At 41.8% G+C, this 23,690-nt stretch carries 25 protein-coding genes; 11 read left to right on the plus strand and 14 right to left on the minus strand.

The window, feature by feature from the left end:
- Window positions 1–22: 22 nt before the first annotated feature.
- Window positions 23–1,516: a PTS transporter subunit EIIC gene (locus E4T92_RS01955; RefSeq protein ID WP_135093210.1), complete on the minus strand. Its 1,494-nt coding sequence runs from the start codon at window positions 1,514–1,516 to the stop codon at window positions 23–25.
- Between the two features lie 294 nt (window positions 1,517–1,810).
- Here E4T92_RS01955 and E4T92_RS01960 point away from each other — a divergent pair, with 294 nt between their 5' ends.
- From E4T92_RS01960 to E4T92_RS01970, 3 genes are all read left to right on the plus strand, one after another.
- Complete coding sequence (locus tag E4T92_RS01960) at window positions 1,811–2,458, plus strand: PepSY domain-containing protein (protein ID WP_135093211.1); 648 nt, start codon at window positions 1,811–1,813, stop codon at window positions 2,456–2,458.
- A gap of 101 nt (window positions 2,459–2,559) precedes the next feature.
- Window positions 2,560–3,240, plus strand: coding sequence for a response regulator transcription factor (locus tag E4T92_RS01965; protein WP_135093212.1), 681 nt, complete (start codon window positions 2,560–2,562; stop codon window positions 3,238–3,240).
- Between the two features lie 2 nt (window positions 3,241–3,242).
- Entirely contained in the window at window positions 3,243–4,607 is a 1,365-nt protein-coding gene (locus tag E4T92_RS01970; RefSeq protein WP_135093213.1) for an ATP-binding protein, read from the plus strand.
- A gap of 54 nt (window positions 4,608–4,661) precedes the next feature.
- Here the strand turns inward: E4T92_RS01970 and E4T92_RS01975 are convergent, their stop codons facing one another.
- Window positions 4,662–5,030, minus strand: a complete 369-nt coding sequence (locus E4T92_RS01975; RefSeq protein ID WP_077541689.1) for a helix-turn-helix transcriptional regulator — start codon at window positions 5,028–5,030, stop codon at window positions 4,662–4,664.
- 192 nt (window positions 5,031–5,222) lie between these two features.
- On the opposite strand from E4T92_RS01975, the gene E4T92_RS01980 reads away from it, so the two are divergent.
- The 6 genes from E4T92_RS01980 (at window position 5,223) to rlmB (ending at window position 11,667) form a co-directional block, all read left to right on the plus strand.
- Complete coding sequence (locus E4T92_RS01980; RefSeq protein WP_077541691.1) at window positions 5,223–5,525, plus strand: superoxide dismutase; 303 nt, start codon at window positions 5,223–5,225, stop codon at window positions 5,523–5,525.
- Window positions 5,526–5,554: 29 nt separating this feature from the next.
- Window positions 5,555–6,235 (plus strand): type 1 glutamine amidotransferase domain-containing protein, encoded by a 681-nt coding sequence (locus E4T92_RS01985; protein ID WP_077541693.1) that lies wholly within the window; start codon window positions 5,555–5,557, stop codon window positions 6,233–6,235.
- Window positions 6,236–6,417: 182 nt separating this feature from the next.
- Complete coding sequence (locus tag E4T92_RS01990) at window positions 6,418–7,569, plus strand: amidohydrolase family protein (protein WP_228063523.1); 1,152 nt, start codon at window positions 6,418–6,420, stop codon at window positions 7,567–7,569.
- A gap of 147 nt (window positions 7,570–7,716) precedes the next feature.
- Window positions 7,717–8,418, plus strand: a complete 702-nt coding sequence (locus tag E4T92_RS01995) for an antibiotic biosynthesis monooxygenase (RefSeq protein ID WP_135093254.1) — start codon at window positions 7,717–7,719, stop codon at window positions 8,416–8,418.
- A gap of 138 nt (window positions 8,419–8,556) precedes the next feature.
- Window positions 8,557–10,893 carry a ribonuclease R gene (rnr, locus tag E4T92_RS02000; protein ID WP_135093214.1) on the plus strand — a complete coding sequence of 779 codons (2,337 nt, stop codon included), beginning with the start codon at window positions 8,557–8,559 and terminating at the stop codon, window positions 10,891–10,893.
- A 33-nt stretch (window positions 10,894–10,926) separates the two neighbouring features.
- The gene (gene rlmB, locus E4T92_RS02005; protein ID WP_135093215.1) at window positions 10,927–11,667 is read left to right on the plus strand and encodes a 23S rRNA (guanosine(2251)-2'-O)-methyltransferase RlmB; all 741 of its coding nucleotides are present in this window, start codon (window positions 10,927–10,929) and stop codon (window positions 11,665–11,667) included.
- A gap of 149 nt (window positions 11,668–11,816) precedes the next feature.
- Here rlmB and ruvX read toward each other — a convergent pair whose 3' ends face one another.
- The 4 genes from ruvX to fadR are packed head-to-tail and all read right to left on the minus strand — an operon-like array spanning window position 11,817 to window position 14,309.
- The gene (gene ruvX / locus E4T92_RS02010) at window positions 11,817–12,233 is read right to left on the minus strand and encodes a Holliday junction resolvase RuvX (RefSeq protein ID WP_135093216.1); all 417 of its coding nucleotides are present in this window, start codon (window positions 12,231–12,233) and stop codon (window positions 11,817–11,819) included.
- Window positions 12,233–12,793, minus strand: a complete 561-nt coding sequence (locus E4T92_RS02015) for a YqgE/AlgH family protein (protein ID WP_135093217.1) — start codon at window positions 12,791–12,793, stop codon at window positions 12,233–12,235. The genes ruvX and E4T92_RS02015 overlap by 1 nt, the downstream gene beginning before the upstream one ends.
- Window positions 12,790–13,527 (minus strand): 16S rRNA (uracil(1498)-N(3))-methyltransferase, encoded by a 738-nt coding sequence (gene rsmE, locus E4T92_RS02020; protein WP_135093218.1) that lies wholly within the window; start codon window positions 13,525–13,527, stop codon window positions 12,790–12,792. Before rsmE ends, E4T92_RS02015 begins: the two co-directional genes overlap by 4 nt.
- 56 nt (window positions 13,528–13,583) lie before the next feature.
- Complete coding sequence (fadR, locus tag E4T92_RS02025) at window positions 13,584–14,309, minus strand: fatty acid metabolism transcriptional regulator FadR (protein WP_135093219.1); 726 nt, start codon at window positions 14,307–14,309, stop codon at window positions 13,584–13,586.
- A 133-nt stretch (window positions 14,310–14,442) separates the two neighbouring features.
- On the opposite strand from fadR, the gene nhaB reads away from it, so the two are divergent.
- Entirely contained in the window at window positions 14,443–15,984 is a 1,542-nt protein-coding gene (gene nhaB, locus E4T92_RS02030; protein ID WP_135093220.1) for a Na(+)/H(+) antiporter NhaB, read from the plus strand.
- Window positions 15,985–15,993: 9 nt separating this feature from the next.
- Entirely contained in the window at window positions 15,994–16,527 is a 534-nt protein-coding gene (dsbB, locus tag E4T92_RS02035; protein WP_135093221.1) for a disulfide bond formation protein DsbB, read from the plus strand.
- Between the two features lie 59 nt (window positions 16,528–16,586).
- Here the strand turns inward: dsbB and E4T92_RS02040 are convergent, their stop codons facing one another.
- The 8 genes from E4T92_RS02040 to fabZ form a co-directional block, all read right to left on the minus strand.
- A complete protein-coding gene (locus tag E4T92_RS02040) occupies window positions 16,587–17,630 on the minus strand; it encodes an AI-2E family transporter (protein ID WP_135093222.1) in 1,044 nt (347 codons plus the stop codon).
- Complete coding sequence (gene glnB, locus E4T92_RS02045) at window positions 17,630–17,968, minus strand: nitrogen regulatory protein P-II (RefSeq protein WP_077493478.1); 339 nt, start codon at window positions 17,966–17,968, stop codon at window positions 17,630–17,632. The genes E4T92_RS02040 and glnB overlap by 1 nt, the downstream gene beginning before the upstream one ends.
- 1 nt (window position 17,969) lies before the next feature.
- The gene (gene mog / locus E4T92_RS02050) at window positions 17,970–18,563 is read right to left on the minus strand and encodes a molybdopterin adenylyltransferase (RefSeq protein WP_135093223.1); all 594 of its coding nucleotides are present in this window, start codon (window positions 18,561–18,563) and stop codon (window positions 17,970–17,972) included.
- A 35-nt stretch (window positions 18,564–18,598) separates the two neighbouring features.
- Window positions 18,599–20,455, minus strand: coding sequence for an SLC13 family permease (locus E4T92_RS02055; protein WP_135093224.1), 1,857 nt, complete (start codon window positions 20,453–20,455; stop codon window positions 18,599–18,601).
- A 10-nt stretch (window positions 20,456–20,465) separates the two neighbouring features.
- The gene (gene rnhB, locus E4T92_RS02060; RefSeq protein ID WP_135093225.1) at window positions 20,466–21,065 is read right to left on the minus strand and encodes a ribonuclease HII; all 600 of its coding nucleotides are present in this window, start codon (window positions 21,063–21,065) and stop codon (window positions 20,466–20,468) included.
- Window positions 21,058–22,230 carry a lipid-A-disaccharide synthase gene (gene lpxB / locus E4T92_RS02065; protein ID WP_135093226.1) on the minus strand — a complete coding sequence of 391 codons (1,173 nt, stop codon included), beginning with the start codon at window positions 22,228–22,230 and terminating at the stop codon, window positions 21,058–21,060. The genes rnhB and lpxB overlap by 8 nt, the downstream gene beginning before the upstream one ends.
- 105 nt (window positions 22,231–22,335) lie before the next feature.
- Window positions 22,336–23,124, minus strand: a complete 789-nt coding sequence (lpxA, locus tag E4T92_RS02070; RefSeq protein ID WP_077541723.1) for an acyl-ACP--UDP-N-acetylglucosamine O-acyltransferase — start codon at window positions 23,122–23,124, stop codon at window positions 22,336–22,338.
- Window positions 23,125–23,138: 14 nt separating this feature from the next.
- Window positions 23,139–23,588 (minus strand): 3-hydroxyacyl-ACP dehydratase FabZ, encoded by a 450-nt coding sequence (gene fabZ / locus E4T92_RS02075; RefSeq protein ID WP_077541725.1) that lies wholly within the window; start codon window positions 23,586–23,588, stop codon window positions 23,139–23,141.
- Between the last annotated feature and the right edge of the window lie 102 nt (window positions 23,589–23,690).

Below are 23,690 nucleotides of genomic sequence, written 5' to 3' on the forward strand. Positions count from 1 at the left end.
ATATGGGGAGGATAGCGATTATCTAATCTTCTTTTCCTAAAATCTGATTGACTTCGCTTTTATATAATACCGCTTTCGCCCCAAAAACGGCTTGAATCCCGCCACCGACTTCCAACACATCAATCGCCCCAAGGGATTTTAATCGTGCTTTATCCACTAATTTCACATCTTTAACCGATACCCGTAAACGGGTAATGCAGGCGTCCACATTTTCAATATTTTCCGCCCCACCAAGACCCGTAATAATATAGTGGGCATTTTCGGTGAGAGATGTCGTTTGTAATTCCGCACTTTCTTCCGTGTCTTCCGCTCTTCCCGGCGTCATCACATTGAATCGGCTAATCAAGAGACGGAACGAGAAATAATAGAGTAACGCCCAAGGCATCCCCACTAAAACCACACGAATCCAATGCGTATTCCCATCGCCTTGTAAAATACCAAAGAGCAAGAAATCAATAAATCCACCGGAGAACGTATTTCCAATAGAAATATTAAGTAAATCGGCAATATAAAAAGAAACACCGTCTAAAAATGCATGGAAGACATAAAGCCAAGGTGCAACGAATAAGAACATAAATTCGATAGGTTCGGTAATGCCGGTAATAAATGAGGTTAACGCCGCACCTAAAAATAATCCGCCAACTTTAGCTCTTCGGGCTTTCGGCACGCAATGATACATTGCTAAGCAAGCAGCCGGTAAACCAAACATCATGGTATCAAAACGACCGGCAAAGAAACGCGTACCTTCGGTGAATAAACCTTGATGGTTAGGATCGGCTAATTGAGCAAAGAAGATTTTTTGTGCCCCAATGATGGTTTCTCCATTTACGATTTCCGTCCCGCCTAATTCGGTGTACCAAAATAGCGGATAGATCATATGATGTAATCCCACTGCGCCACTTAACCGCATAAGAAAACCGTAGAAAAATGTTCCGATCTCCCCCATTGAAGCAATGCTTTTGCCTGCGGATGCCAGCCAGCTCTGAAACGTCGGCCAAATTAAAAAGAAAACTGCACCGATAAAAATTGCCGAAAATGCTGTGACGATTGGCACAAATCGAGAACCACCAAAAAAGCCCAAGATTTGCGGTAATTGGATATTATGGTAACGATTATGTAGTTTTACCGTTACCAAGCCCATGACTAATGATCCGATCACACCGGTATCTATACTTTTCACCTCAGGAGAAAAAAGAGGAATTAAGGCAGAAATCGTCCCGGTCATAATTAAATAACCGACTACTGCTGCAAGTGCGGCAACGCCTTTATCCCGTTTTGCCAAACCAATACCTAAACCGATACAAAGAAACAATGCCAAATTCGCAAAGACGACCGAACCTGCAGAAGACATAATTTGGAAAATACCTTGCAGCAGCGAATTATCCAGTACGGAATAGGCTTGTAGTGTGGCTTTATTGGATAATGCACCGCCAATACCCAGTAACAGACCGGCGGCAGGCAAAATAGCAATAGGCAGCATAAAGGCTTTGCCAATTTGTTGGAGTTGTTTAAACATAGCTTCCTCACATTGATTAATTTGCGATGCCCGTTATTGAAAAGAATACTTCAAACTAAATCACAAATAGACACTATTTTTTCTTATCCGAAGAAGATAAATCAAGTAGTTACAGTCTATGACTAAATCCCTTTATGCTCAATAAGCAAACATTGATTTTGTGACAACGTTAACATTTTTTATCGCAATTTTATTTGCTAATTTTCCCCTAATTTTCTTTCTTTAGAATACACGCCATCGGAAAGCAAATGGGTTACTAATCGTAGCCCTCAAACTTCAAATTAAGGAGAAGATATGAAAAAATCAAATAAAACCGTTTTAGCACTTTTATTATCTGGAGCAATGACATTGGGTGCAGCAAATATGGCACAAGCAATGTCCCCAGAAGCACAAGAAGCCTTAGCAAAAACGCAGATTACAGCAAGCCAAGCCTTAAATACAGCACAAAATAAAATCGGTGCTGACGCAAAAGTGAAAGAGGTGGAATTCCACTACACCAAATACGGTAAAGATTATTTTGAGGTGGATTTATTCGCCAATAATCAGTACCACAAAGTCGATGTCGATGCAGCAAACGGTGAAATTTTAGGCACAACCAGTAAAACACCAAAAGAAGTGAGAGTACGTGCTGAGCAAAGTCCCCCTAAGATTTCCTTTGATCAGGCAATGAATGCCGCCATAGAAAAAACGGGCGGTAAAGTGGCTGAAGCCGATTTAAAATTTCGAGACGGGCAAGGTTTTTATAAAATTGAAACTATTGCTAACGGACAACGTTTTCACGTTATCATAAATGGCGAAAACGGGCAGATTATGGATATGCCAACGAAACACAAGGATATGCATAAAGGCGAACACAAAGAAAGACACAGCAAAGGTAAACATCATCGTAAAGAAGGAGGCAAAGGCGGTTTCCACGCCGAACGTCCGATGCAAACAAATTAATTGAAAACCGACCGCACTTTCTACAAAGTGCGGTTTTTCCTTTATCAAATTTTCAGTATGATGAATAAATTCTGCGGACGTTTTAGTTTGGTGAAAAGATTATGCGAATTTTATTAGTTGAAGACGATCGAATGATCGCTGATGCCGTTTCAGAGGGATTGAAAAACGCTTGTTATGCGGTGGATTGGGTCAATAATGGCAACACGGCAGAACAGGCATTGGCGACACAACCTTATGATTTAGTGTTGTTGGATCTTGGCTTACCCGGACAAGATGGATTGCAAGTATTACGCCATTTACGCCAAACCCAAAATCACACGCCTATTTTAATCGTCACGGCTCGTGATGATTTAGAAAGCCGTCTCGCAGGCTTAGATGGTGGCGCAGACGATTATATTATTAAACCTTTTGATCTTGCCGAATTACTCGCCCGCATTCGTGCGGTGTTACGCCGACAAGGTGGACAAAGTACCCCATTATTGACGAACGGTTCACTCACCCTAAACCCAACGAATTATCACGTTTCCGTTGCCGATCAATCCGACCCCATTCTTCTAAGCAATAAAGAATTTGCGATTTTACAAGCCTTGATGAACCGACCGGGAGTTATTCACTCTCGTGCAGAATTAGAAGATAAAATTTATGCTTGGGGAGATGAAGTGGAAAGTAACGCCATTGATTTTTTAATTCATAGCCTACGGAAAAAAATCGGGAAAGAGCATATTAAAAATGTGCGTGGTGTAGGTTGGTTAGTCGCCAAGAATGAACATATTGGAAAATAAAGATGAGAAATTCCCTTCAATTCCGCCTCACATTGGCATTGACGATTTTATTCACCCTTGTCGCATTCAGTGCCGGAGGAATGGCGTTTTATAACACCTACCGAGAAACCAACAAACTCCAAGATGAAATGTTGGAACGGTTTTCGGGATCGGTCAATTTATCGGAAAATCCCACCTCACTTTTACCCCCTAAAATGCTTGACGGGCGGGTTCGGATCTATTTTGATCACAACCGTCCTAGCGCCCCTCCAACGGATTTTCCTGAGCAAATGGCGGAGGGGTTTCACAATTTGAAAAAAGAGGGAAAAAAATATCGTCGTATGCTGGCTGAGAATATGCCGAAGGAAATGCGCCCTCATAAACATGAAAAAAACGCCGACCAATTCTACCGCACTTATGTACGCAATACGCCGGAAGGCAGAATTATCGTGATTCAAGATAACAGCTATCGCGAAACCTTGGCATTTCGCAATGCGTGGACAAGTATATTGCCACTGCTCGTCTTATTTCCACTTGTGATTTTACTCACTATTGTCATTGTAAGATTCGCGATGAAGCCGGTACAACGCCTATCAAGAAAAGTAGAGCAGCGGCACGAACAAAATTTACAACCCTTACCAACCGCTCATCTTCCCAGTGAGATTCGTGGATTTGTGGTGGAAATTAACCGATTATTATCACGTACTCATAGCTTTATTCAGCAGCAAAAACGTTTTATTGCCGATGCCTCACACGAATTGCGTAGCCCAATGACTGCCCTTTCTTTACAAATCGAACGACTTGCCAACCAAGATTTACCCACTGAGGCGAAAACCCAAATTAGTGCCGTAAAACAAGGTATTCAACGTAGTCGTCATTTATTAGAGCAATTACTTTCCCTTGCCCGTCTGCAAAATCAAGGAGAAAAGCCTTATCTCAAAATTGAGATCCAAACCATTTTCCGCCGAGTGATTGAAGATTTGCTTCCCCTCGCATTAGAAAACCAACAAGATTTAGGGGTAGAGGGAGAACAAAATGTCACATTTTATGGTAATGAAACGGATCTCTATTTACTCATCAAAACCCTGACCGACAACGCCATTCGCTATACTCCCAAGGGTAGCCAAATTGACCTTAGTGTACAAACCACACATAATGGAATCACCATAAAAGTGGAAGACAATGGTAAAGGTATCCCAACAGCAGAACGGGAGCGTGTGCTTGATCCCTTCTACCGAATGCTTGGCACTGAGCAACAAGGTTCAGGACTTGGCTTAGCCATCGCCATGGAAATCGTTAACCATTATGGCGGCACATTGACACTAAAAGAGAGTGAAAAATTTGAAACCGGACTATTAGTGGAAGTGTGGTTGCCTAGAGGGAATTGACAAATGACCTAGGGTAACTTGTTACCCTAGAAATAAGCATGATCACACTTTCCCTTATTTGCCCGGCTGTTTTTGATAACTCACACTGAGTAAATCGAGAAAATTGACGACAGCTTGGCGCTGTTGGTGATCGAATTGTTGCCAATGATAATCGTAGCGGGCTTTAAGTTCATCATTAGTGAGTGTAGCTTTGCTGCAACAATCCAAGAAAAACCAGTTTAACGGCGTATCTAAAGCTTGGGCGATCAACATTAAATGGCTGATATTGATCTTGTTATCACCACGTTCATAACGAAGTAATTGTTGTTGTGAAATGCCGATATTTTCGGAAAGTTGATCGGCGGTAAGCCCGACTTCTTTGCGTCGCATTTGAATGCGTTTGCCAATCAAGTGATCGGCTTTAGAAGGGTTTAATTGAGCCATTATTGTCTCTTTTGCTTAAAATTTTCAGTTAATGAATTTTCAAGCAAATCTATGCTTAACTGAATTTCATCAATTAAAACTTATCAATATAAATTTTCATCTATTAAAAAATGAAATTTTTTTTGCTAAAATATCTCACCTATTAAAAATAGGTTGTTTAAATTTTCAATAAAAGACTTTAAGGATTCAAATATGCGTATTTTAGTTTTAGACGAACCACGTGAAGGTGTCACCTCAGCAGATTATGCTCCACATTTGTTAAATGAAATCAAACATGGTTGGGCATTGATTAAATCTGACTTTATTCGTGAGATTTATATGCGACAAGATCGCCCGGGTGTAGCATTTTTCGTTGAAGCGGAAAGTGTAGAAAAAGCAAAAGAAGTGTGCACCGAATTTCCATTAGTGAAAGCAGGCTTAATCGACTTCAATTATATTCCATTAGGCAACTACCTTTTTGTAGAGCAACTTTTTGCAGAGGAACACAAAGGGTAATTTAACACTCAAACAGTGAGGAAAGTAAAATGACAAAACCGATTTTATGTGTAGTTACCAGCACCACAGAAAAAGGTAATACCGGTATTTCGACAGGTTTCTGGTTAAGCGAGTTAACCCATCCATTAAAAGTCATGGAAGAGGCAGGGTTCAAAACAGTGATCGCTTCAATCAAAGGTGGGCAAGCACCAATTGATAAAGATAGTCTGGATTTTACCGATCCGGTAAATCAATATTTCTGGAATGAAACGGATTTAGAAGCCCGTTTAGCCCACACGCCAAGCGTCTCAGAATTGAATGGTGAGGATTATTCAGCGATCTTCTTCGCCGGCGGTCACGGCACGATGTGGGATTATCGTGAAAACCAAGATGCACAACGTTTAATTCGTGAAGTGTATGAAAACAATGGGGTAGTTTCAGCCGTATGCCACGGCCCCGCTGCATTAGTGGATGCAAAATTAAGCAATGGCGAATACCTTGTGAAAGGTAAAAATGTGGCGGCATTCACAAACAAAGAAGAGGAGGAAGTAGGCGGTACGGCTATCGTTCCTTACTTACTTGAAAGTGCATTAATCGAACATGGGGCAATCCACCACGAAGCACCAAACTGGTTTGAAAACGTCTATGTAGATGGTCGTTTAGTCACCGGTCAAAATCCTGCTTCTGCACACAAAGTTGGCGTGGAAGTAGTTAAGGTGCTGAAGGGGTAAATATCTTATCCCCCCTCTTGTGGGAGAGAGGCAGACATAAAGTGCCTTCAGCACTTGGAGCTAAAGAAAGTGGAAGCGATATAAATTTCCCTCTCCAAAAATCCTTTGGATTTTCTCTCCCCCTCTCTCATTTACGGGAGGGGGAGAGTTAAAAAGACCAAATCTACAAAAACTTTACAAATATGAACAATCTCAATCGTCGTCAATTTCTCACACAAAGTGCGGTCGTTTTGGCAGGGGGATTTTTACCGCATATCAGCACCGCACAACCGATTGTCCAATCAAGTCAAAACAAGAAAAAAGGTCATCAAATGAAACTGATTTGTGTCGAAGAACATATTTTAGATCCCAATATCGCCAAAGCGACAATGCCACAAGTGCTTCAGCAAGCACCTTATCTTACTAATTGGGGAAAACGGGTGAAAGATGGCAATCATACCGATCACAGCCGTCCTCAAATCGAAAAAAATGACTTAATTACCCCAAAAGGTATGGAATTTGATGTCAAACGTCTAACAGATATGGATGCTGCAAACATTGATATGCAGGTACTTTCTGTGGGTGGTTTTCCACAATTTGCTTCGCTTGAATTACACAAACAGGCGAATGATAAACTGGCAGCCGCCATCAAAAAACATCCTAACCGTTTTGCTGCTATGGCGACCTTACCTTGGATTGAACCAGAGCAAGCAGTGGCAGAATTAGAACGTGCGGTAAAAGAATTGGGTTTGCGTGGCGCCTTGTTGAATGGTCGCCCATCGGACGATTTTCTCGACCACCCACGTTATGAAAGGTTGTTGGTGAAATTCAATGAACTGAATGTGCCACTTTATCTTCACCCCGGTATTCCTGTGCCTGCCGTACAACAAGCCTATTACAGCGGTTTTGATGATGAAGTGATCGCCCGCCTTTCTATGTTCGGTTGGGGTTGGCACAATGAAGCAGGGATCCATTTATTACGATTAATGTTATCCGGTGCATTTGATCGCTATCCGAATTTACAAGTGATTAGCGGACATTGGGGGGAAATGTTGCCATTCTATCTCCAACGTTTAGACGACAGCCTGCCACAAGCTGCTACCGGTTTAAAACGTAGCTTGACCGATACCTTCAAACAACAAGTTTTCGTTAGCCCTAGTGGTATGCTGACTCAACCGCACTTTCAGTTTATCTATAATTTAATCGGGGCGGAACGTATCTTATTCTCGGTAGATTATCCTTATCAGACTCTTAACGGTGTACGTAATTTCCTCGAAAACTTACCCATTTCAGAACAAGAAAAAGAATTAATCGCCTATAAAAATGCGGAGAAATTGTTTAGTATCAGGACGTAACGTTCAACTTGTCAAATAACCATAACTAATAAATTACCCATGGGATCATCATATAAGGAAAAAACAATGAAAAAACTACTCACAAACTCGCTTACTCATTTGTTCCCCCCTATTGGGGCAGTGAGTAAAACCACCATTCAAAAAACGTTGTTTTTTATGACTGCACTTTTAGGACTTACTATGGCTATCACCGCAAACGCCACCCCGATGATAAACATTTTTGAACTCGGCGTGAAAAAAGGGGCTGAAGTGCAATATCACGCCGTGGCTGAACACAATATCAGCACATCAATCCGCAATGAAAAAGGCACATTAGCAATGTATTCGGTGAAATCAAACACCGATCCCAATATAGCCTATATGGTGGAAATTTATGCGGATCAAAAGGCTTATGAAACCCACCGCACGTCACCTCAATATCAAGCATTTTTAACTGCATCACCTGAGATTTTAACGGATCACAAAAAGCGTATTGCCTTAGTTCCACAATTTTTAGGGGATAAAAAAGTGGTACAAACGCCCGAAATCCTCACAAATTATGCAGTGGTAGAAGTGAAACCTGAATATAACGAACAATTCAAGAAGATTATTATCGCAGAAATGGCACAATCACTAAAAGTGGAAGAGGGGGTGATTGCGATGTATGCCGCCACAATGCAAGAAAATCCAAACAAATGGATTTTCTTTGAGATCTACGCCAACAGTGCCGCTTACCAACATCACAGAGAAACACCTCATTTTAAAGATTACCTAAAACAAACGGGTGAGATGCTGAAAGAAAAAAGTTATGTGGAAATTCATCCTGAGTTTTTGGCGAATCAAGGAAATTTTTATTTTAATCAACCTTAGCTTTAACAAAAAGGCTTTATTCCTGACAGAGGAAATAAAGCCTTTATTTTCGTTTTCTCATGATAAATCCCCCTATTTCCTTGCATTATCCCCCTTACAGTGTCAAACTCTCTCCACTTTTTAAAACTGTAAAAAATAATGACGAAAAAACGAAAATACCAAGATCCTCATTACCAACAAGAATTAGCGAAGTATGGTAATCCTATCCCAAGTCGGGAGCTTATTTTAAGTGTGATTCGTGAAAATAACGCCCCAATGAATCGGGAGGAAATTTTGACCGCACTTTCTATTCGTGATGAGGAAAAAATGGAGGCAATGCGCCGTCGTTTACGTGCGATGGAAAATGATGGGCAACTTGTGTTCACCAAACGTAAACGCTATGCCTTGCCGGAAAAACTCGATCTTGTAAAAGGCTTGGTGATTGGTCATCGAGAAGGCTACGGCTTCTTACAAGTAGAGGGTAAAAAAGAGGATTTATTTATTCCCAATCATCAAATGCAGCGGGTGATGCACGGTGATTTTGTATTGGCACAGCCGGCAAATTTGGATCACCGAGGGCGTCGTGAAGTCCGCATTGTGCGTGTATTGGAAAGTCGCAAGAAACAGATTGTTGGGCGCTTTTTCTTGGAAAACGGCTTTGGGTATGTGGTACCTGACGACAGCCGTATCGGACGCGATATTCTTGTGCCAAACGAACACCGTAACGGTGCGCGGATGGGGCAAGTGGTTGTGGTGGAATTACAACAACGCTCTGCCGCTTTCAATCAGCCAATAGGGATCATCACGGAAATTTTGGGCGATAATATGGCGAAAGGGATGGAAGTCGAAATTGCGTTACGCAATCACGATATTCCCCATCAGTTCCCAAGTGCGGTAGAAAAATACATTAGAAAATTCACAGAGGACGTGCCGGAAGAAGCCAAAAAAGGTCGTGTGGATTTACGCCATTTACCGTTAGTTACTATTGATGGTGAAGACGCACGGGATTTTGATGATGCGGTATATTGCGAAAAACAAGGTAAAGGCTGGAAACTTTGGGTGGCGATTGCGGATGTGAGTTATTACGTACGTTTGCGTTCGGCACTCGATAACGAAGCCCATAATCGGGGGAACTCAGTCTATTTTCCAAATCGAGTCGTACCGATGCTGCCGGAAATTTTATCTAATGGCTTGTGTTCGCTTAATCCGCAAGTGGATCGCTTGTGTATGGTGTGTGAAATGCACATTTCTGCCAAAGGCAAACTCACCGATTATCGTTTTTATGAAGCGGTGATGAATTCCCACGCACGTTTGACCTACACCAAAGTAGCGAAAATTTTGGAAGGTGATAGGGAACTTCGTGAACGATATCACGCACTCGCCCCTCATCTGGAAGAACTTTATCATCTTTATCAAGCATTGCTTTCTGCCCGTCATCAGCGTGGGGCGATTGATTTTGAAACCATTGAAAGCAAATTTATCTTTAATTCAATGGGACGTATTGAACGCATTGAACCGGTAATCCGCAACGATGCCCATAAAATCATCGAAGAATGTATGATTTTGGCCAATATCGCCGCCGCTAATTTTATGGAAAAACATAATGAACCGGCACTATATCGTATTCACGCAACACCAAGCGAAGAAAAACTCACTTCATTCCGAACCTTTCTCAGAGAGTTTGGTTTAAGCTTGGAAGGGGGAATGAAACCGACCACAAAAGATTACGCAGAACTGTTAGAAAAAGTCAAAGAGCGACCGGATCACGAATTAATTCAAACCATGTTACTCCGTTCTTTAAGCCAAGCGGTATATAACGTGGATAATATCGGGCATTTTGGTTTAGCATTGGAAGAATACGCCCATTTTACTTCACCTATTCGCCGTTATCCTGATTTAACGCTCCATCGGAGTATTAAATATCTGCTTGCTAAAGAACAAGGGGCGAAACGTAAAACCACCGACAGTGGCGGTTATCATTATTCTTTTGATGAGATGGATCAGCTTGGCGATCATTGCTCGATGACCGAACGCCGCACCGATGAGGCTACCCGTGAAGTGGCGGATTGGCTGAAATCTGAATATATGCAAGATCACGTTGGCAATGAATTTAATGGCGTTATTTCTTCTGTGACCGGTTTCGGACTGTTTGTACGTTTAAACGACTTATTCATTGATGGCTTAGTGCATATCTCAACCTTAGAAAATGATTATTATCAATTTGATGCTGCCAAACAACGCTTAATCGGTGAAAACAGCGGAATGCAATATCGTTTAGGTGATAAAGTGAGGATTCGTGTGGAAGCCGTCCACCTAGAACAGAAAATGATCGACTTCTCGCTGGTGGGGAGTGAACGCAAACCCCGTCGAGCAGGCAAAACGGCAAAAGAGAAAGCAAAGAAAGTATTTAAAGAATTGCCGCCAAAAGCGACGAAAAAGCGTAAAAGTGCGGTTAAAAATAAAGAAGTTTCTCAAAAACAGAAAAAACGTAAATAATGTCTCCCTAAAATCAAAAAATAGAGAAAAATTATGTCAGAACAGATTTATGGTATTCACGCCGTCAATAGTATTCTATCCCATACGCCGGAGCGTTTAATTGAAGTATTTGTATTAAAAGGACGTGAAGATAAACGCTTACAACCTTTACTTAATGAACTCCACGCAATGGGTATCGCCGTGCAATTTGTTAATCGCCAAACCTTAGATAAAAAAGCAAATGGTGAAGTACATCAAGGGGTGATTGCACGCATACAAGCCGCAAAGGAACTCAATGAAAATGATCTTGATGTGATTCTTGCCGGTAAACAAAATCCACTTTTATTAGTACTTGATGGGGTAACCGATCCCCATAACCTTGGTGCCTGTTTGCGTACCGCCGATGCAGCGGGTGTCTCCGCTGTCATTGTGCCAAAAGATAAATCTGCACAGCTCACCTCTGTGGCCCGCAAAGTGGCCTGTGGCGCTGCGGAAACCGTGCCGCTCATTCGAGTGACTAACCTTTCCCGTACCCTTCGTGATTTACAACAAAATCACAATATTTGGGTAGTAGGTACTGCCGGTGAAGCGACAGAAACCCTTTACCAAAGCAAATTGACCGGCGCACTGGCTCTCGTGATGGGGGCAGAAGGCGAAGGAATGCGTCGTTTAACTCGTGAACATTGCGATCAATTAATTAGTATCCCAATGGCAGGATCTGTCTCATCGCTGAATGTTTCAGTAGCAACCGGCGTATGTTTGTTTGAAATCGTACGCCAGCGTTTGAGGAAATAAAGGGTGGAATATTAGACTTGAATCAGAGCCATGTTATATCCGTATAACAAAAGTGCGGTCAAAAACAACCGCACTTTTCGGTATTATGTAGTAAATGAATAAAAGGGAAATAGAAAGACTACATCAGATATTAAATAAAGAAAAAGTCACTAGATTTGGCTTTCAAACCAGCTTTCGAGAATTAAACAGGCGGAAATGCCATCTACCTTACCCTTTTTCAACGCTCGAAAACCGCCACGTTCAAAAATTTCACGCCTTGCCTCTGTGGTTGTAAGACGTTCATCTTGTAATGCCACTTTCACTCCAAATCGCCCATTTAAGCGGTTAGCAAATTTCTTTGCGCTCAAAGTGAGTTCTTGCTCTGTTCCATCCATATTCAGTGGTAACCCTACTACAACAACCTCTGGTTTCCATTCTTGGAAACATTTAGCAATGGCGTCCCAATTTGGGATGCCATCTTGTGCTTTAAATGCCGGCAATGCCTGAGCCGTACCCGTGATACTTTGCCCCACGGCACATCCGATACTCTTCATACCAAAATCAAAAGCGAGAGCGGTAATGGTCATTAACTGTGCCCTACTTGAGAAGTTGCAAAATTATGCCTATTAATTCCAAGCAATTGGCTTGCGGCAAGATAACGTTCTTCATAAGGCATATCAAATAGAATCGTATCGTTCGACGGAACCACAAGCCAAGCATTATCTGCGATTTCTTGTTCCAATTGTCCAACCGACCATCCGGCACAGCCCAGTGCGACAAGATATTTCTCCGGTGCTTGTAAAGAACCAAATGTATCCACAACATCTGCCGAAGTCGTCAGACAAAGATCATCGGTAATTTTGTAACTATGCTGGAAATCCACCGTTGTATTTTTATGCACAATAAAGCCTCGTTCAGTATGAACCGGTCCACCAGCCACCACCATCGCATCATCAAAAGTGCGGTCATTTTTCATCATAAAATTCAGTTTGCTATAAAGTTCGGCAATGCTGAGATCCGTGGGTTGGTTAATCACGACGCCCATAGAACCTTGATCATTATGTTCACAAACAAAAACAACAGTACGATGAAAATAATCCGCTAAATGTGGCATTGAAATTAAAAATTGTCCTTGTAAATCCATCATTCGCCTAAATCTCCAAAACAAATTTGTAGTGCGCTAATTGCCGCCAACGAAGCAGTTTCTGTGCGCAATACACGCTTTCCTAATAAAATTTCAGTAAAACCTTGCTGTTCAGTTTGGGTAATTTCTTGCGGTGATAATCCGCCTTCAGAACCAATCAATAAGCGAACCCCCTCCATTGGGATATTTGGCAACGTTTTAATTGAATATTGGGCGCGAGGGTGTAAATTCAACTTTAATGCCCCATCATTTTCCGCACACCAATCTTGTAATTTCATCAATGGGCGAATTTCCGGTATCACATTTCTGCCACATTGTTCACAGGCTGCAATCGCAATTTTTTGCCATTGTTGAATTTTTTTCTCCATACGATCACCGTCCAGTTTCACACCACAACGCTCCGACCAAAGTGGCGTAATGATATTCACGCCTAATTCAACGGATTTTTGTATGGTAAATTCCATACGCTCACCACGAGAAATAACCTGACCTAAATGAATCTTGAGGCTGGATTCTTTATCCACAAATTTACGATCTAAAATTTCGACTCTCACCGATTTTTTACTCGCGTCAATAATACGAGACGGATAAATATGGTTGCTTCCGTCAAAAAGCTCAATGTGTTCGCCTTCTGTCATACGTAACACTCGCCCAACGTGATTTGCGGCGTCATCAGAAAGTTGACACTGAGTGTGATGTTCAAGAGATTCCGGGTGATAAATTCGAGGTATACGCATAGTGTGATGAAAAAATAAAGTAAAAAGTGCGGTTGATTTTGACCGCACTTTTGGGGTTAATCAGAAAAATTGTGCGGTAAACGTTCTAAAATTGCACTCCAATAGGTGGCTGAACGCAAATTATGTTTACGGATACAATCTACCACGGCCTCGGCATTCCCTGCTTGGCAAATTTGTTGCAATTCTACATAAAACTGCTTAGTCAGTTCACGGTGCGTTTCACAACTAAAAAAGAGTAAACCTATTTTTTGGTACACACCTTTTAAACTATTGAAAATTAAACGATAAAAGGGTTTATTTGCCAAGACGGTAAATTGACGAAAAACATAATAATCAAACTCTGTATAACTTTCCGCCGTATTCTCTAATGCCTTTAATTCATCAAACAGCATTGCAGATTGTTGAGGTGATTTTTTCACCGCTTCATAAATATAAAATTCTGACATTTTGCTACGAAGCGATAGCATATTATCAATAATCAAAGGCGCTGAGCTTTGATCGAGAGTAATCAAGGTTTCAATAATACTCGGACTCGCAGTATCCCAAATATTGTTTACTTTCGTAGGTTTACCATGTTGAATAGTCAGCCAACCGTCACGGGCTAAACGTTGCAACACCTCGCGTAATGTCGTGCGGGTTACCCCGATTTTCTCCGCAAGATCACGTTCTGAAGGTAGATTAGTACCTGCAGGAAACACGTCCTCCCAAATACTTTTTACGAGATATTCTTCGGCAAGTGCCGCAGGGCTTTGTGCCTTTAAAAGTGTGTTGTCTGTATTCATAATAATTTAAACGTTAGAAAAGTCTAACAAGATCAAAAAAAGATGATTTTTCAAGCAAATCTTTATCTTCGGGTATTATCCTTTAAAGCACTCTATATTACAATGAGCACACTTTAAAGAACAGGAGTAATTTATGACTTACACACAGGCCTTAATGAAAAATTTTCTTGGTGCAAGCCCTGATTGGTATAAGCTCGCCATTATCATTTTTCTCATTGCCAACCCAATTATTTTCTTTTTTATCAGCCCTTTTATTGCCGGTTGGATTTTAGTTGCTGAGTTTATTTTCACGCTCGCAATGGCATTAAAATGCTATCCTCTACAACCAGGTGGGTTACTTGCTATTGAAGCCGTTATCATTGGTATGACGAATCCAACTCATATAAAAGCTGAAATTATGGCAAATTTTGAAGTCATATTATTACTGATGTTTATGGTTGCCGGCATTTATTTTATGAAACAGCTTTTGTTGTTTGTGTTTACCCGATTGCTGATTGCTATTGAATCTAAAATTACCCTCTCTTTAGCATTTTGTATCAGCGCTGCATTTTTATCCGCCTTTTTAGATGCGCTAACCGTTGTTGCCGTGATTATTAGTGTCGCCATGGGTTTTTATGGTGTCTATCACAAAGTTGCCTCAGGCAATAAATTAAATGAGCTTATTGATATCACCAACGATGATAAATTAGGTGATAAACGAACCACATTAGAACAGTTTCGTGCATTTTTAAGAAGTTTAATGATGCATGCCGGTGTCGGTACAGCACTAGGCGGTGTGATGACGATGGTCGGCGAGCCACAAAATTTAATTATTGCAGAACAAGCAAATTGGAATTTTATTGAATTTTTCTTCCGTATGGCGCCCGTTACCCTACCTGTTTTAGCCTGTGGTTTGCTCACTTGCTACTTAGTAGAAAAGTTTAAATTATTTGGCTATGGCGCAAAACTTCCCCGTAAAGTCTGGGCAGTATTGGCACGTTTAGATCGTAACAACACGCAAAAAATGTCAAAACAAGACAAAATGAAGTTATTCATACAGGCAATCATCGCACTTTGGCTCGTGATTGGCTTAGCGTTCCATCTCGCCGCCGTAGGACTAATCGGTTTAACCGTGATCGTCCTCGCCACAGCATTTACCGGCATTACAAATGAGCATATCATTGGCAAATCATTCCAAGAATCGCTCCCCTTCACCGCCTTGCTTGTGGTGTTCTTTACCGTGGTCGCCGTGATTATTGATCAAAAACTGTTCTCACCAATTATTCACTACGTTTTATCTGCCAGTGAAAGTGCACAACTGATTTTATTCTATACATTTAACGGCTTGCTCTCCGCCATTTCCGATAACGTTTTCGTTGCAACGGTTTATATTAACGAAGTTAAAGCAGCACTCACTAACGGCGTAATCACACCACACCAATTTGAATTACTCGCTGTTGCCATCAATACCGGAACGAACTTGCCATCGGTCGCAACGCCAAATGGTCAAGCCGCTTTCTTGTTCTTATTAACCTCATCGCTTGCCCCATTAATTCGCCTCTCTTACGGCAGAATGGTTTACATGGCATTACCTTACACCATTGTGCTATCCTTAGTGGGCTTATTTGCCATTGAGTATATTTTACCGACTGCTACCGTTTGGTTAGCAAATTTAGGCCTAATTCAGCCAATTTAAGGAGAACACATGCTCGCATTTTTTAAAGGATTTTCAGAAAAACGCTCATCGTGGTTATTACTTGCATTTTCAAGTTTAGCCTTAGAATTGACCGCACTTTATTTCCAATACGGTATGGGATTACAACCCTGCGTCCTTTGTGTGTATGAACGTTTAGCTATGAGTGGTTTATTCCTTGCGGGCATTATTGGTCTTCTCGCACCTCGTTCACTGATCCTGCGCTTAATCGCCCTCGTATTAGGTTTATTTAGTGCGATTAAAGGCTTGATGATCTCTATTCGTCATCTTGATCTCCAAATGAACCCTGCCCCATGGAAACAATGTGAATTTATCCCGAATTTCCCTGAAACCCTCCCATTCCACCAATGGTTACCAAGCATTTTCAACCCCACAGGCTCCTGCGATAACAGCCAATGGTCGCTATTCGGTATCACCATGGTGCAATGGTTAGTATTTATCTTTGCCGTATATGTGCTTGTCCTTGTGGTAATACTGATTGCTCAGGTGAAAAAAAGCAGAAAACAGAGAAGGTTGTTCTGCTAAATTCGTATAGCAAAAGTGCGGTCAAAATTGACCGCACTTTTTTATGTCTCTAAACAACATTAATCCCTTTTCACATCACCCAATAAAGCGGCATATTTCACCATATTTGGGCTGGATTCTAAGGCGATTTTTAGTGCCATTGTTAGGGGAACGGAAAGTAGCATTCCCACCGTCCCTAGCAACCATCCCCAAAATAAGAGGGAAAGAAAAACGACTAAAGTGGAAAGCCCGAGGCGTTGCCCCATCATTTTAGGTTCAAGAATATTGCCGATGACCATATTGATCACAATCACACCAACTGTCACACCAAAACCGATACCGAAACCATTCAACAACAGAGCCTGTACGATAATAGGGATAGCGGCAATGATAGAACCGATATTCGGAATGTAATTTAATAAAAAACTTAATGTCGCCCACAAAATCGCATATTGTACACCGCATACTTCCAATAGAATAAACACAGCAATCCCCGTAAGCAGACTGGTGATACTTTTAATTCCAAGGTAGCCAATCACACCTTGCAAAATGCGGTTAATATGGCGTTCCTCCTTTTCTACATCATTCGGTGCAGCGCTTATTACCACCGCAACTTTGTGTTTCATTGTCGGGGCTTCAGAGAGCATAAAAATCACCACAAGCACTAAGACGAACACATTGCTCACCACACCGGAAAAATTGAGCAGGACACGACTCACAAAATTCATAATGATACTTGGGTCGAAATTTTCTTGAATGGTTTCCCGTGAAAAATAAACGGGCAAATTGAAACGTTGTGCCAATGCCATCAGATCATTCACTCGTTCGGAAAGCAAGACTTTATATTGAGGAATAGACTGGGTAAACTCTCGTACGCTACTATTAATTAGTCCGACTAAAAAGAAGAAAATCAGGGAAATCAAGACAAAGAGTAATACTATCGCAAGCCAATGGGGGATACGGCGGTCAGTCATTGTTTTAACGATAGGTGAACAAATAATCGCAATAAAGAGTGCCAGCAAAAACGGCACAACAATTTCAGCGGCTAATTTGATGCCCGCTAAAATAATAATAACGGCGGCGATCCCCTGTAAAGTGCGGTATAAATTTAGGTTATTTTCCACTAAATCGCTTCCTCATTTTCTTCACCTGTGCGAATGCGGATCACCCGTTCCACGTCATAAACAAAAATTTTTCCATCACCAATTTTACCGGTTTGGCAGGTTTCGATAATAGTTTCAAGGCACTGTTCCAACAAATCATCAGGCACCACAATTTCCATTTTTACTTTTGGTAAAAAATCCACCATATATTCTGCCCCTCGGTAAAGTTCCGTATGTCCTTTTTGGCGACCAAAACCACGCACCTCAGTCACGGTCATTCCGGTAATACCAATATCGGAAAGGTTTTCACGTACATCATCCAGTTTAAATGGGCGAATCATTGCTTCAATTTTTTTCATTTTATTTCTCCAAATTTTCTCGTCTTGCCGATTTTGGGCGGAAACTCTCAATCACATCTGGGTGAGTCTCAATATACAAACCATTAATGAGTTGTAAACAATAAGGTACTGCACTAAAAATACCGCTCACAAGCACGTTTCCCTCTTTATCTTTCACGCCCTCTAAGGTTTCTTTAATCGCTTTAGGTTGACCCGGTAAATTTAAAATCAAACTTGCTTTACGAATCACGCCCACTTGGCGGGATAAAATTGCCGTAGGTACAAAGTGTAAACTCACTTGGCGCATTTGCTCACCAAAACCAGGCATTTCACGATCGGCAACGGCAAGCGTAGCATCTGGGGTAACATCACGTTTCGCTGGCCCTGTTCCGCCGGTGGTTAAGACAAGATGGCAATCTTGTTCATCCACCAATTCTTTTAGGGTTTGTTCAATAATGCCTTGTTCATCGGGAATCAATCGGGTTTCCACATGGAAAGGATCGATTAGTGCGTTCTCTAACCAAGCCTGTAATTCGGGAATACCTTGATCCTGATAGACGCCTGATGAAGCCCGATCAGATACGGAAACAAGGCCTATTTTTAAAAGTTCGGTCATATTTTTCCTTAAATTTTTGTACTAAATCTCAATGCTTAAAATGGAAATAAAAGTGGAATTAAAAATACACTCACTACCATCACAATCAATGTAAACGGCACACCAATTTTTAAAAAATCACTAAATTTATATCCACCTGGTCCCACGACCATCGTATTCACCGGTGAAGAAACCGGCGTCATAAATGCGGCAGATGCGGCAATTGCCACTACCATGGCAAAGGGGATAGGCGAGACTTGGAGTTGCTGCGCCAATGAAATGGCAATAGGGGCCACTAAAATCGCTGTTGCTGTATTGGAGATGAATAACCCGATCACGGCACAAAAAAGAAATAACATCATCAGCACTAAATGCATTCCCCAATCCCCCACCAACTGCAACATCGTCTCAACCGCCAGTTGAATCCCGCCGGTTTTTTGCAATGCGGTGGCAAAGGGCATCATACCAATAATCAAAATAAGACTTGGCCAATGAATAGAATCATAAGCACTTTTCGCATCAATGCAACGGAAATACCCCAACATTAAACAACCGATAAGTGCTGCAATCACATTGGGTACAAGACCTGACACCATTAACACCACCATCACCAATACGGAAAGCAGGGCTTGTGGCGCTTGGCTCTGTGCCGGTGCAACACGATCCATTTCTTTCGGATAAGTGAGCACAACAAAATCCTTGGTACGGTTACGCATTTGTTGAATCACTTTCCAATCACCAATAACAAGAATTAAGTCACCAAGCTTATAAGGTGTGCCGGAAAAGCTGTCAGAAATTAATTCGCCATCCCGCTTGATCCCTACCACATTTAATCCGTAACGAGAACGAAACGCCACCTCTTGTGTAGTTTTATCAATCAATGCCGAGCCCGGTACTAAGGCTAATTCCGCCATTCCAATGGATTTTGCCTGTTCATCAAAAGATTGAGATTTAATCTCTGCCGGTTCTAAATTATGAGTTTGACAAAATTCTGTGAGGTTAAATTCTTGCTGACCAATATCAATCATCAAAATATCTTTTTCATGAATTTCTGAGGTGGCAAGAGGCATCATATAAGTTGGGCGGAAACGTTTCCAGCGCTCAATCGCTAACACATTCACCCCATAGTTGGAGCGTAAATGTAATTCATCTAACTTTTTGCCGGCAAAAGGCGAACCGGTACGCACTACAAAACGTTTCGCACGACCGCGTAAACCATATTCATCAATCAATTCAGCCATGGAACGTTGATTATTTTCTTGGTTATCCGTCGCAATGTTTCCCCCAAGCCAACGGCGGGTTAGCAACATATAGCCGATACCTAACAACAAAATGACAAGCCCAATCGGGGTGAAATCAAAAAATCTTAAACGCGTGCCGGTATCTTTGACTAATTCCGCATTCACCACCAAGTTAGGCGCGGTGGCAATAAGTGTCATCATACCGCTGATCAACCCTGCCACACTCAAGGGCATCATTAAACGTTTTGGGGAAAGATTCATTTGGCGACAAATCATCAATACTACGGGAATAAAAATCGCCACCACGCCGGTGGAACTCATAAACGCCCCTAAACCCGCCACGGCAAGCATCAGCAATACCAAGACTTTGGTTTCACTATTTCCGGCAAGTTTTAAGATTCCTTCACTCACTTGATAGGCAACGCCGGTACGCACCAATCCTTCGCCAATAATAAACAACAATGCAATCAAAATAATATTCGGATCGCTAAAGCCGGCAAAAATTTCGTTAGTGGTTAAAATACCGCTCAAATAAAACGCCAACATCACTAAAAGTGCCACGGCATCCATTCGCACTTTATTTCTCACGAATAAAATCACGGCAACGGCTAACAGTGCGAGCGTCCAGAAAAGCGGACTAACCCAAAGCGCATTGGTGAATATGGTATTCATCTCCTACCTCTCATGTTGAGCGACTTTCTAATACTTTACGAACCGGAGCAAAACTACGGCGGTGCTGTGGCAATGCCCCAAATTCGGCTAATTTTTCTAGGTGTAACTTCGTTGGATAACCTTTATGTTGGGCAAAAGCATATTCAGGATATTGGCGATCCAAGGCTTCCATTTCCTGATCCCGCGCGACTTTTGCCAAAATAGAGGCAGCACTAATTTCCGCCACCAGACTATCGCCTTTCACGATGGCTTGGGCGGGAATATTGAGATCTTTAGGGATTTTATTACCATCGACCAGTACAAAGTGCGGTTGAATTTTTAAGGATTTTACCGCACGCGTCATAGCGATCAAGGACGCCTGCAAAATATTCAGTTTATCAATTTCTTCTGCTTCTGCACGCCCTAATGACCATGCGATCGCTTTTTGTTTAATTTCTTCTGCTAAGGCAAGGCGTTTTTTCTCAGTGAGTTTTTTTGAATCTGCTAATCCTTCAATGGGATTATTGGGATCTAAAATCACCGCTGCGGTTACGACTGCCCCCACTAAAGGCCCTCGCCCCACTTCATCGACACCGGCAATGAGTTCGTAACCTTGCGGATATTCAAACATTTCGGTCTTCCTCTAATAAATCAATCACGGTTTGGGCCGCCTGTTTATCCGCATCACATTGAATTTGTTGGTGTAAATCAGTGAAACGTTGAATTAAAATGTGGCGATTTTTAACCGCACTTTCTTCATCCGAGAAATAAGCTGCCAGTTTTTCGGCAAGTAATCTGGGGTCACAATTTTCTTGAATCATTTCCGGCACGAGCATTTCATTGGCGAGTAAATTTGGTAGGGAAATATAGTCAGTCTTCACTAACCGTTTTGCCAGTGAATAGGTAAGAGGCTTCATTTTATAGCCTACCACCATGGGTGATTTACACAACATCGCCTCAAGTGCCGCCGTGCCGGAAGCCAATAATGTTGCTTGTGCCGCCATTAAGACTTGGCGTGCGTTGCCGTCGATCAGATGCATCGCTAAGTTCGGCGCGACTCGGGCTTTAATGGCTTCAAATTGTTGTCGGCGTTTCTCATTCACTAGGGGAACAAGAAACTGTAAATCAGGAAATTGATCCTTCAACAATAATGCCGTTTTCAAAAAAGGCTCAGCTAAAAATTCAACTTCTGAACCCCGACTTCCTACCAGTATTGCCAAATAACGTTGCGTCGGATCAATATTGAGAAATTGGCAAGCCTCCGCTCGATTAGGTTTTAGGGGAATTGCATCCGCCATCGTGTGACCGATAAATCGGCAAGGCACATTGAATTTATCATAAAAGGCTTTTTCAAAAGGTAAAAATGCCAGCACTTGATTTGTCGCTTTCGCAATTTTGTGGATTCTATTCTGTCGCCACGCCCATACGGAAGGGCTGACATAATGAATAGTTTTGATGCCGTTGGCTTTGAGCTTCTGCTCAACATCTAAATTAAAATCCGGTGCATCAATACCAATATACACATCAGGCTTTTCACGTAACATGGTTTGAATTACATTTTTACGGATTCTTAGTAGGCGTGGCAGATGTTTAACAATTTCGGCTAAGCCCATAACGGAAAGTTCTTCCATATCCACCAAGGTTTCGCAACCTTCAGCCATCATTTTAGGGCCGGCAATACCGATAAAACGAGCAGTGGGATAGTGGGCTTTAAGCTGTCGAATTAATCCTGCACCGAGAATATCCCCTGAGATTTCTCCCGCCACAAGGGCGATCGTAAGCTTTTCTTTATTCATTGAATTTACCCTAAAAAATAACCGCACTTTTAAGATGAAAGTGCGGTTGATTTAACACTAATTTCCTGGAAATCTCCTTTTCTAAAGGCGGATAAAGGCTCGAGATTAACGAATAATACCGCGTGTTGAGCGTTTGAAAAAATCGGTGAAAAAACTAATTGCGGAATCTGTTTCAGCGATTTGTTCAATTTCCGGAATGATTTCTTCAAGGGTTTTGCCACTACGATAAATCATTTTATACACATTACGAATGGTGTGCATTGTCGGTTTATCAAACCCACGGCGTTTTAATCCTTCCAGATTTACCCCAAACGGACGAGCCCGATCACCTTGCGCCATTACATAAGGCGGCACATCTTGGCTAACCATTGAGCCCCCCCCTAACATGACATGCGCTCCAACAATCACAAATTGATGAATGGCGGACATTCCCCCCACAATCACAAAATCATCTAGCTCAACGTGACCGGCAAGGGTGGCATTATTGGCTAAGATACAATTATTTTTAATTTGGCAATCGTGCGCCACATGGACATTAATCATCAGAAGATTATTATTACCGATACGGGTTACTCCCCCGCCTTGGATGGTACCACGATGAATGGTCACATGTTCGCGAATTCTATTGGCATTACCCACAATAGTTTTCGTCGCTTCGCCTTTGTATTTTAAATCTTGGTTGACTTCGCCAATTGTTGCAAATTGATAAATTTCGTTATCCTCACCAATCACCGTATCACCACGAACAACCACATGTGATTTCAATACTGTTCTCGCCTTAATTTCGACAGAACCTTCAACAATACAGAAAGGACCAATGACCACATCCTCACCAATGATTGCCCCTTCTTCAACTAATGCTGTCGGGTGGATTTTTGCACTTGAGTGAATCATAGTTATTTCCTTAATTAGCGACGAGCGCACATTAATTTCGCTTCACAAGCGACTTCACCATTTACCGTTGCGATACCGGTGAAAGCGGTAATTCCACGGCGTTCTTTGATAACTTGAACATTTAATTCCATTTGATCTCCGGGTAATACAGGGCGTTTAAAACGCGCTTCGTCAATCCCCGCAAAATAGAATAATTCTCCGCCTTTTAATTCGTGGGTTTTAAATGCCAGAATCCCCATGGCTTGCGCAAGCGCCTCCAAAATTAACACGCCCGGTAAAATAGGCTCACCTGGGAAATGTCCGGTAAAGCAAGGTTCATTAACACTGATATTTTTGATAGCTTTTAACCATTCACCTTCTTTGAAATCCAACACGCGATCCACTAATAAAAATGGGTAGCGGTGTGGTAATAAAGTCATAATTTCTTTTGCTTCAATTACTCTGCCTGACTGAATTTCTGACACGTTCAAAATCCCTTATAAAAAATGTAAGATGGGCGAAATTATACGGTATTTTAGTGATGATTACAAAAATCAATAGGGATAAAAAAAGCCGACACAAAGTCG

The organism is Pasteurella sp. WM03 (genome assembly GCF_004570945.1).
GTDB lineage: Bacteria > Pseudomonadota > Gammaproteobacteria > Enterobacterales > Pasteurellaceae > Rodentibacter.

Bases quoted from the DNA above. Each gene is read 5' to 3' on its own strand.
- E4T92_RS01955 (WP_135093210.1), bottom strand. From the start codon at position 1,516: ATGTTTAAACAACTCCAACAAATTGGCAAAGCCTTTATGCTGCCTATT.
- E4T92_RS01960 (WP_135093211.1), top strand. From the start codon at position 1,811: ATGAAAAAATCAAATAAAACCGTTTTAGCACTTTTATTATCTGGAGCA.
- E4T92_RS01965 (WP_135093212.1), top strand. From the start codon at position 2,560: ATGCGAATTTTATTAGTTGAAGACGATCGAATGATCGCTGATGCCGTT.
- E4T92_RS01970 (WP_135093213.1), top strand. From the start codon at position 3,243: ATGAGAAATTCCCTTCAATTCCGCCTCACATTGGCATTGACGATTTTA.
- E4T92_RS01975 (WP_077541689.1), bottom strand. From the start codon at position 5,030: ATGGCTCAATTAAACCCTTCTAAAGCCGATCACTTGATTGGCAAACGC.
- E4T92_RS01980 (WP_077541691.1), top strand. From the start codon at position 5,223: ATGCGTATTTTAGTTTTAGACGAACCACGTGAAGGTGTCACCTCAGCA.
- E4T92_RS01985 (WP_077541693.1), top strand. From the start codon at position 5,555: ATGACAAAACCGATTTTATGTGTAGTTACCAGCACCACAGAAAAAGGT.
- E4T92_RS01990 (WP_228063523.1), top strand. From the start codon at position 6,418: ATGAACAATCTCAATCGTCGTCAATTTCTCACACAAAGTGCGGTCGTT.
- rnr (WP_135093214.1), top strand. From the start codon at position 8,557: ATGACGAAAAAACGAAAATACCAAGATCCTCATTACCAACAAGAATTA.
- rlmB (WP_135093215.1), top strand. From the start codon at position 10,927: ATGTCAGAACAGATTTATGGTATTCACGCCGTCAATAGTATTCTATCC.
- ruvX (WP_135093216.1), bottom strand. From the start codon at position 12,233: ATGACCATTACCGCTCTCGCTTTTGATTTTGGTATGAAGAGTATCGGA.
- E4T92_RS02015 (WP_135093217.1), bottom strand. From the start codon at position 12,793: ATGATGGATTTACAAGGACAATTTTTAATTTCAATGCCACATTTAGCG.
- rsmE (WP_135093218.1), bottom strand. From the start codon at position 13,527: ATGCGTATACCTCGAATTTATCACCCGGAATCTCTTGAACATCACACT.
- fadR (WP_135093219.1), bottom strand. From the start codon at position 14,309: ATGAATACAGACAACACACTTTTAAAGGCACAAAGCCCTGCGGCACTT.
- nhaB (WP_135093220.1), top strand. From the start codon at position 14,443: ATGACTTACACACAGGCCTTAATGAAAAATTTTCTTGGTGCAAGCCCT.
- dsbB (WP_135093221.1), top strand. From the start codon at position 15,994: ATGCTCGCATTTTTTAAAGGATTTTCAGAAAAACGCTCATCGTGGTTA.
- glnB (WP_077493478.1), bottom strand. From the start codon at position 17,968: ATGAAAAAAATTGAAGCAATGATTCGCCCATTTAAACTGGATGATGTA.
- mog (WP_135093223.1), bottom strand. From the start codon at position 18,563: ATGACCGAACTTTTAAAAATAGGCCTTGTTTCCGTATCTGATCGGGCT.
- E4T92_RS02055 (WP_135093224.1), bottom strand. From the start codon at position 20,455: ATGAATACCATATTCACCAATGCGCTTTGGGTTAGTCCGCTTTTCTGG.
- rnhB (WP_135093225.1), bottom strand. From the start codon at position 21,065: ATGTTTGAATATCCGCAAGGTTACGAACTCATTGCCGGTGTCGATGAA.
- lpxB (WP_135093226.1), bottom strand. From the start codon at position 22,230: ATGAATAAAGAAAAGCTTACGATCGCCCTTGTGGCGGGAGAAATCTCA.
- lpxA (WP_077541723.1), bottom strand. From the start codon at position 23,124: ATGATTCACTCAAGTGCAAAAATCCACCCGACAGCATTAGTTGAAGAA.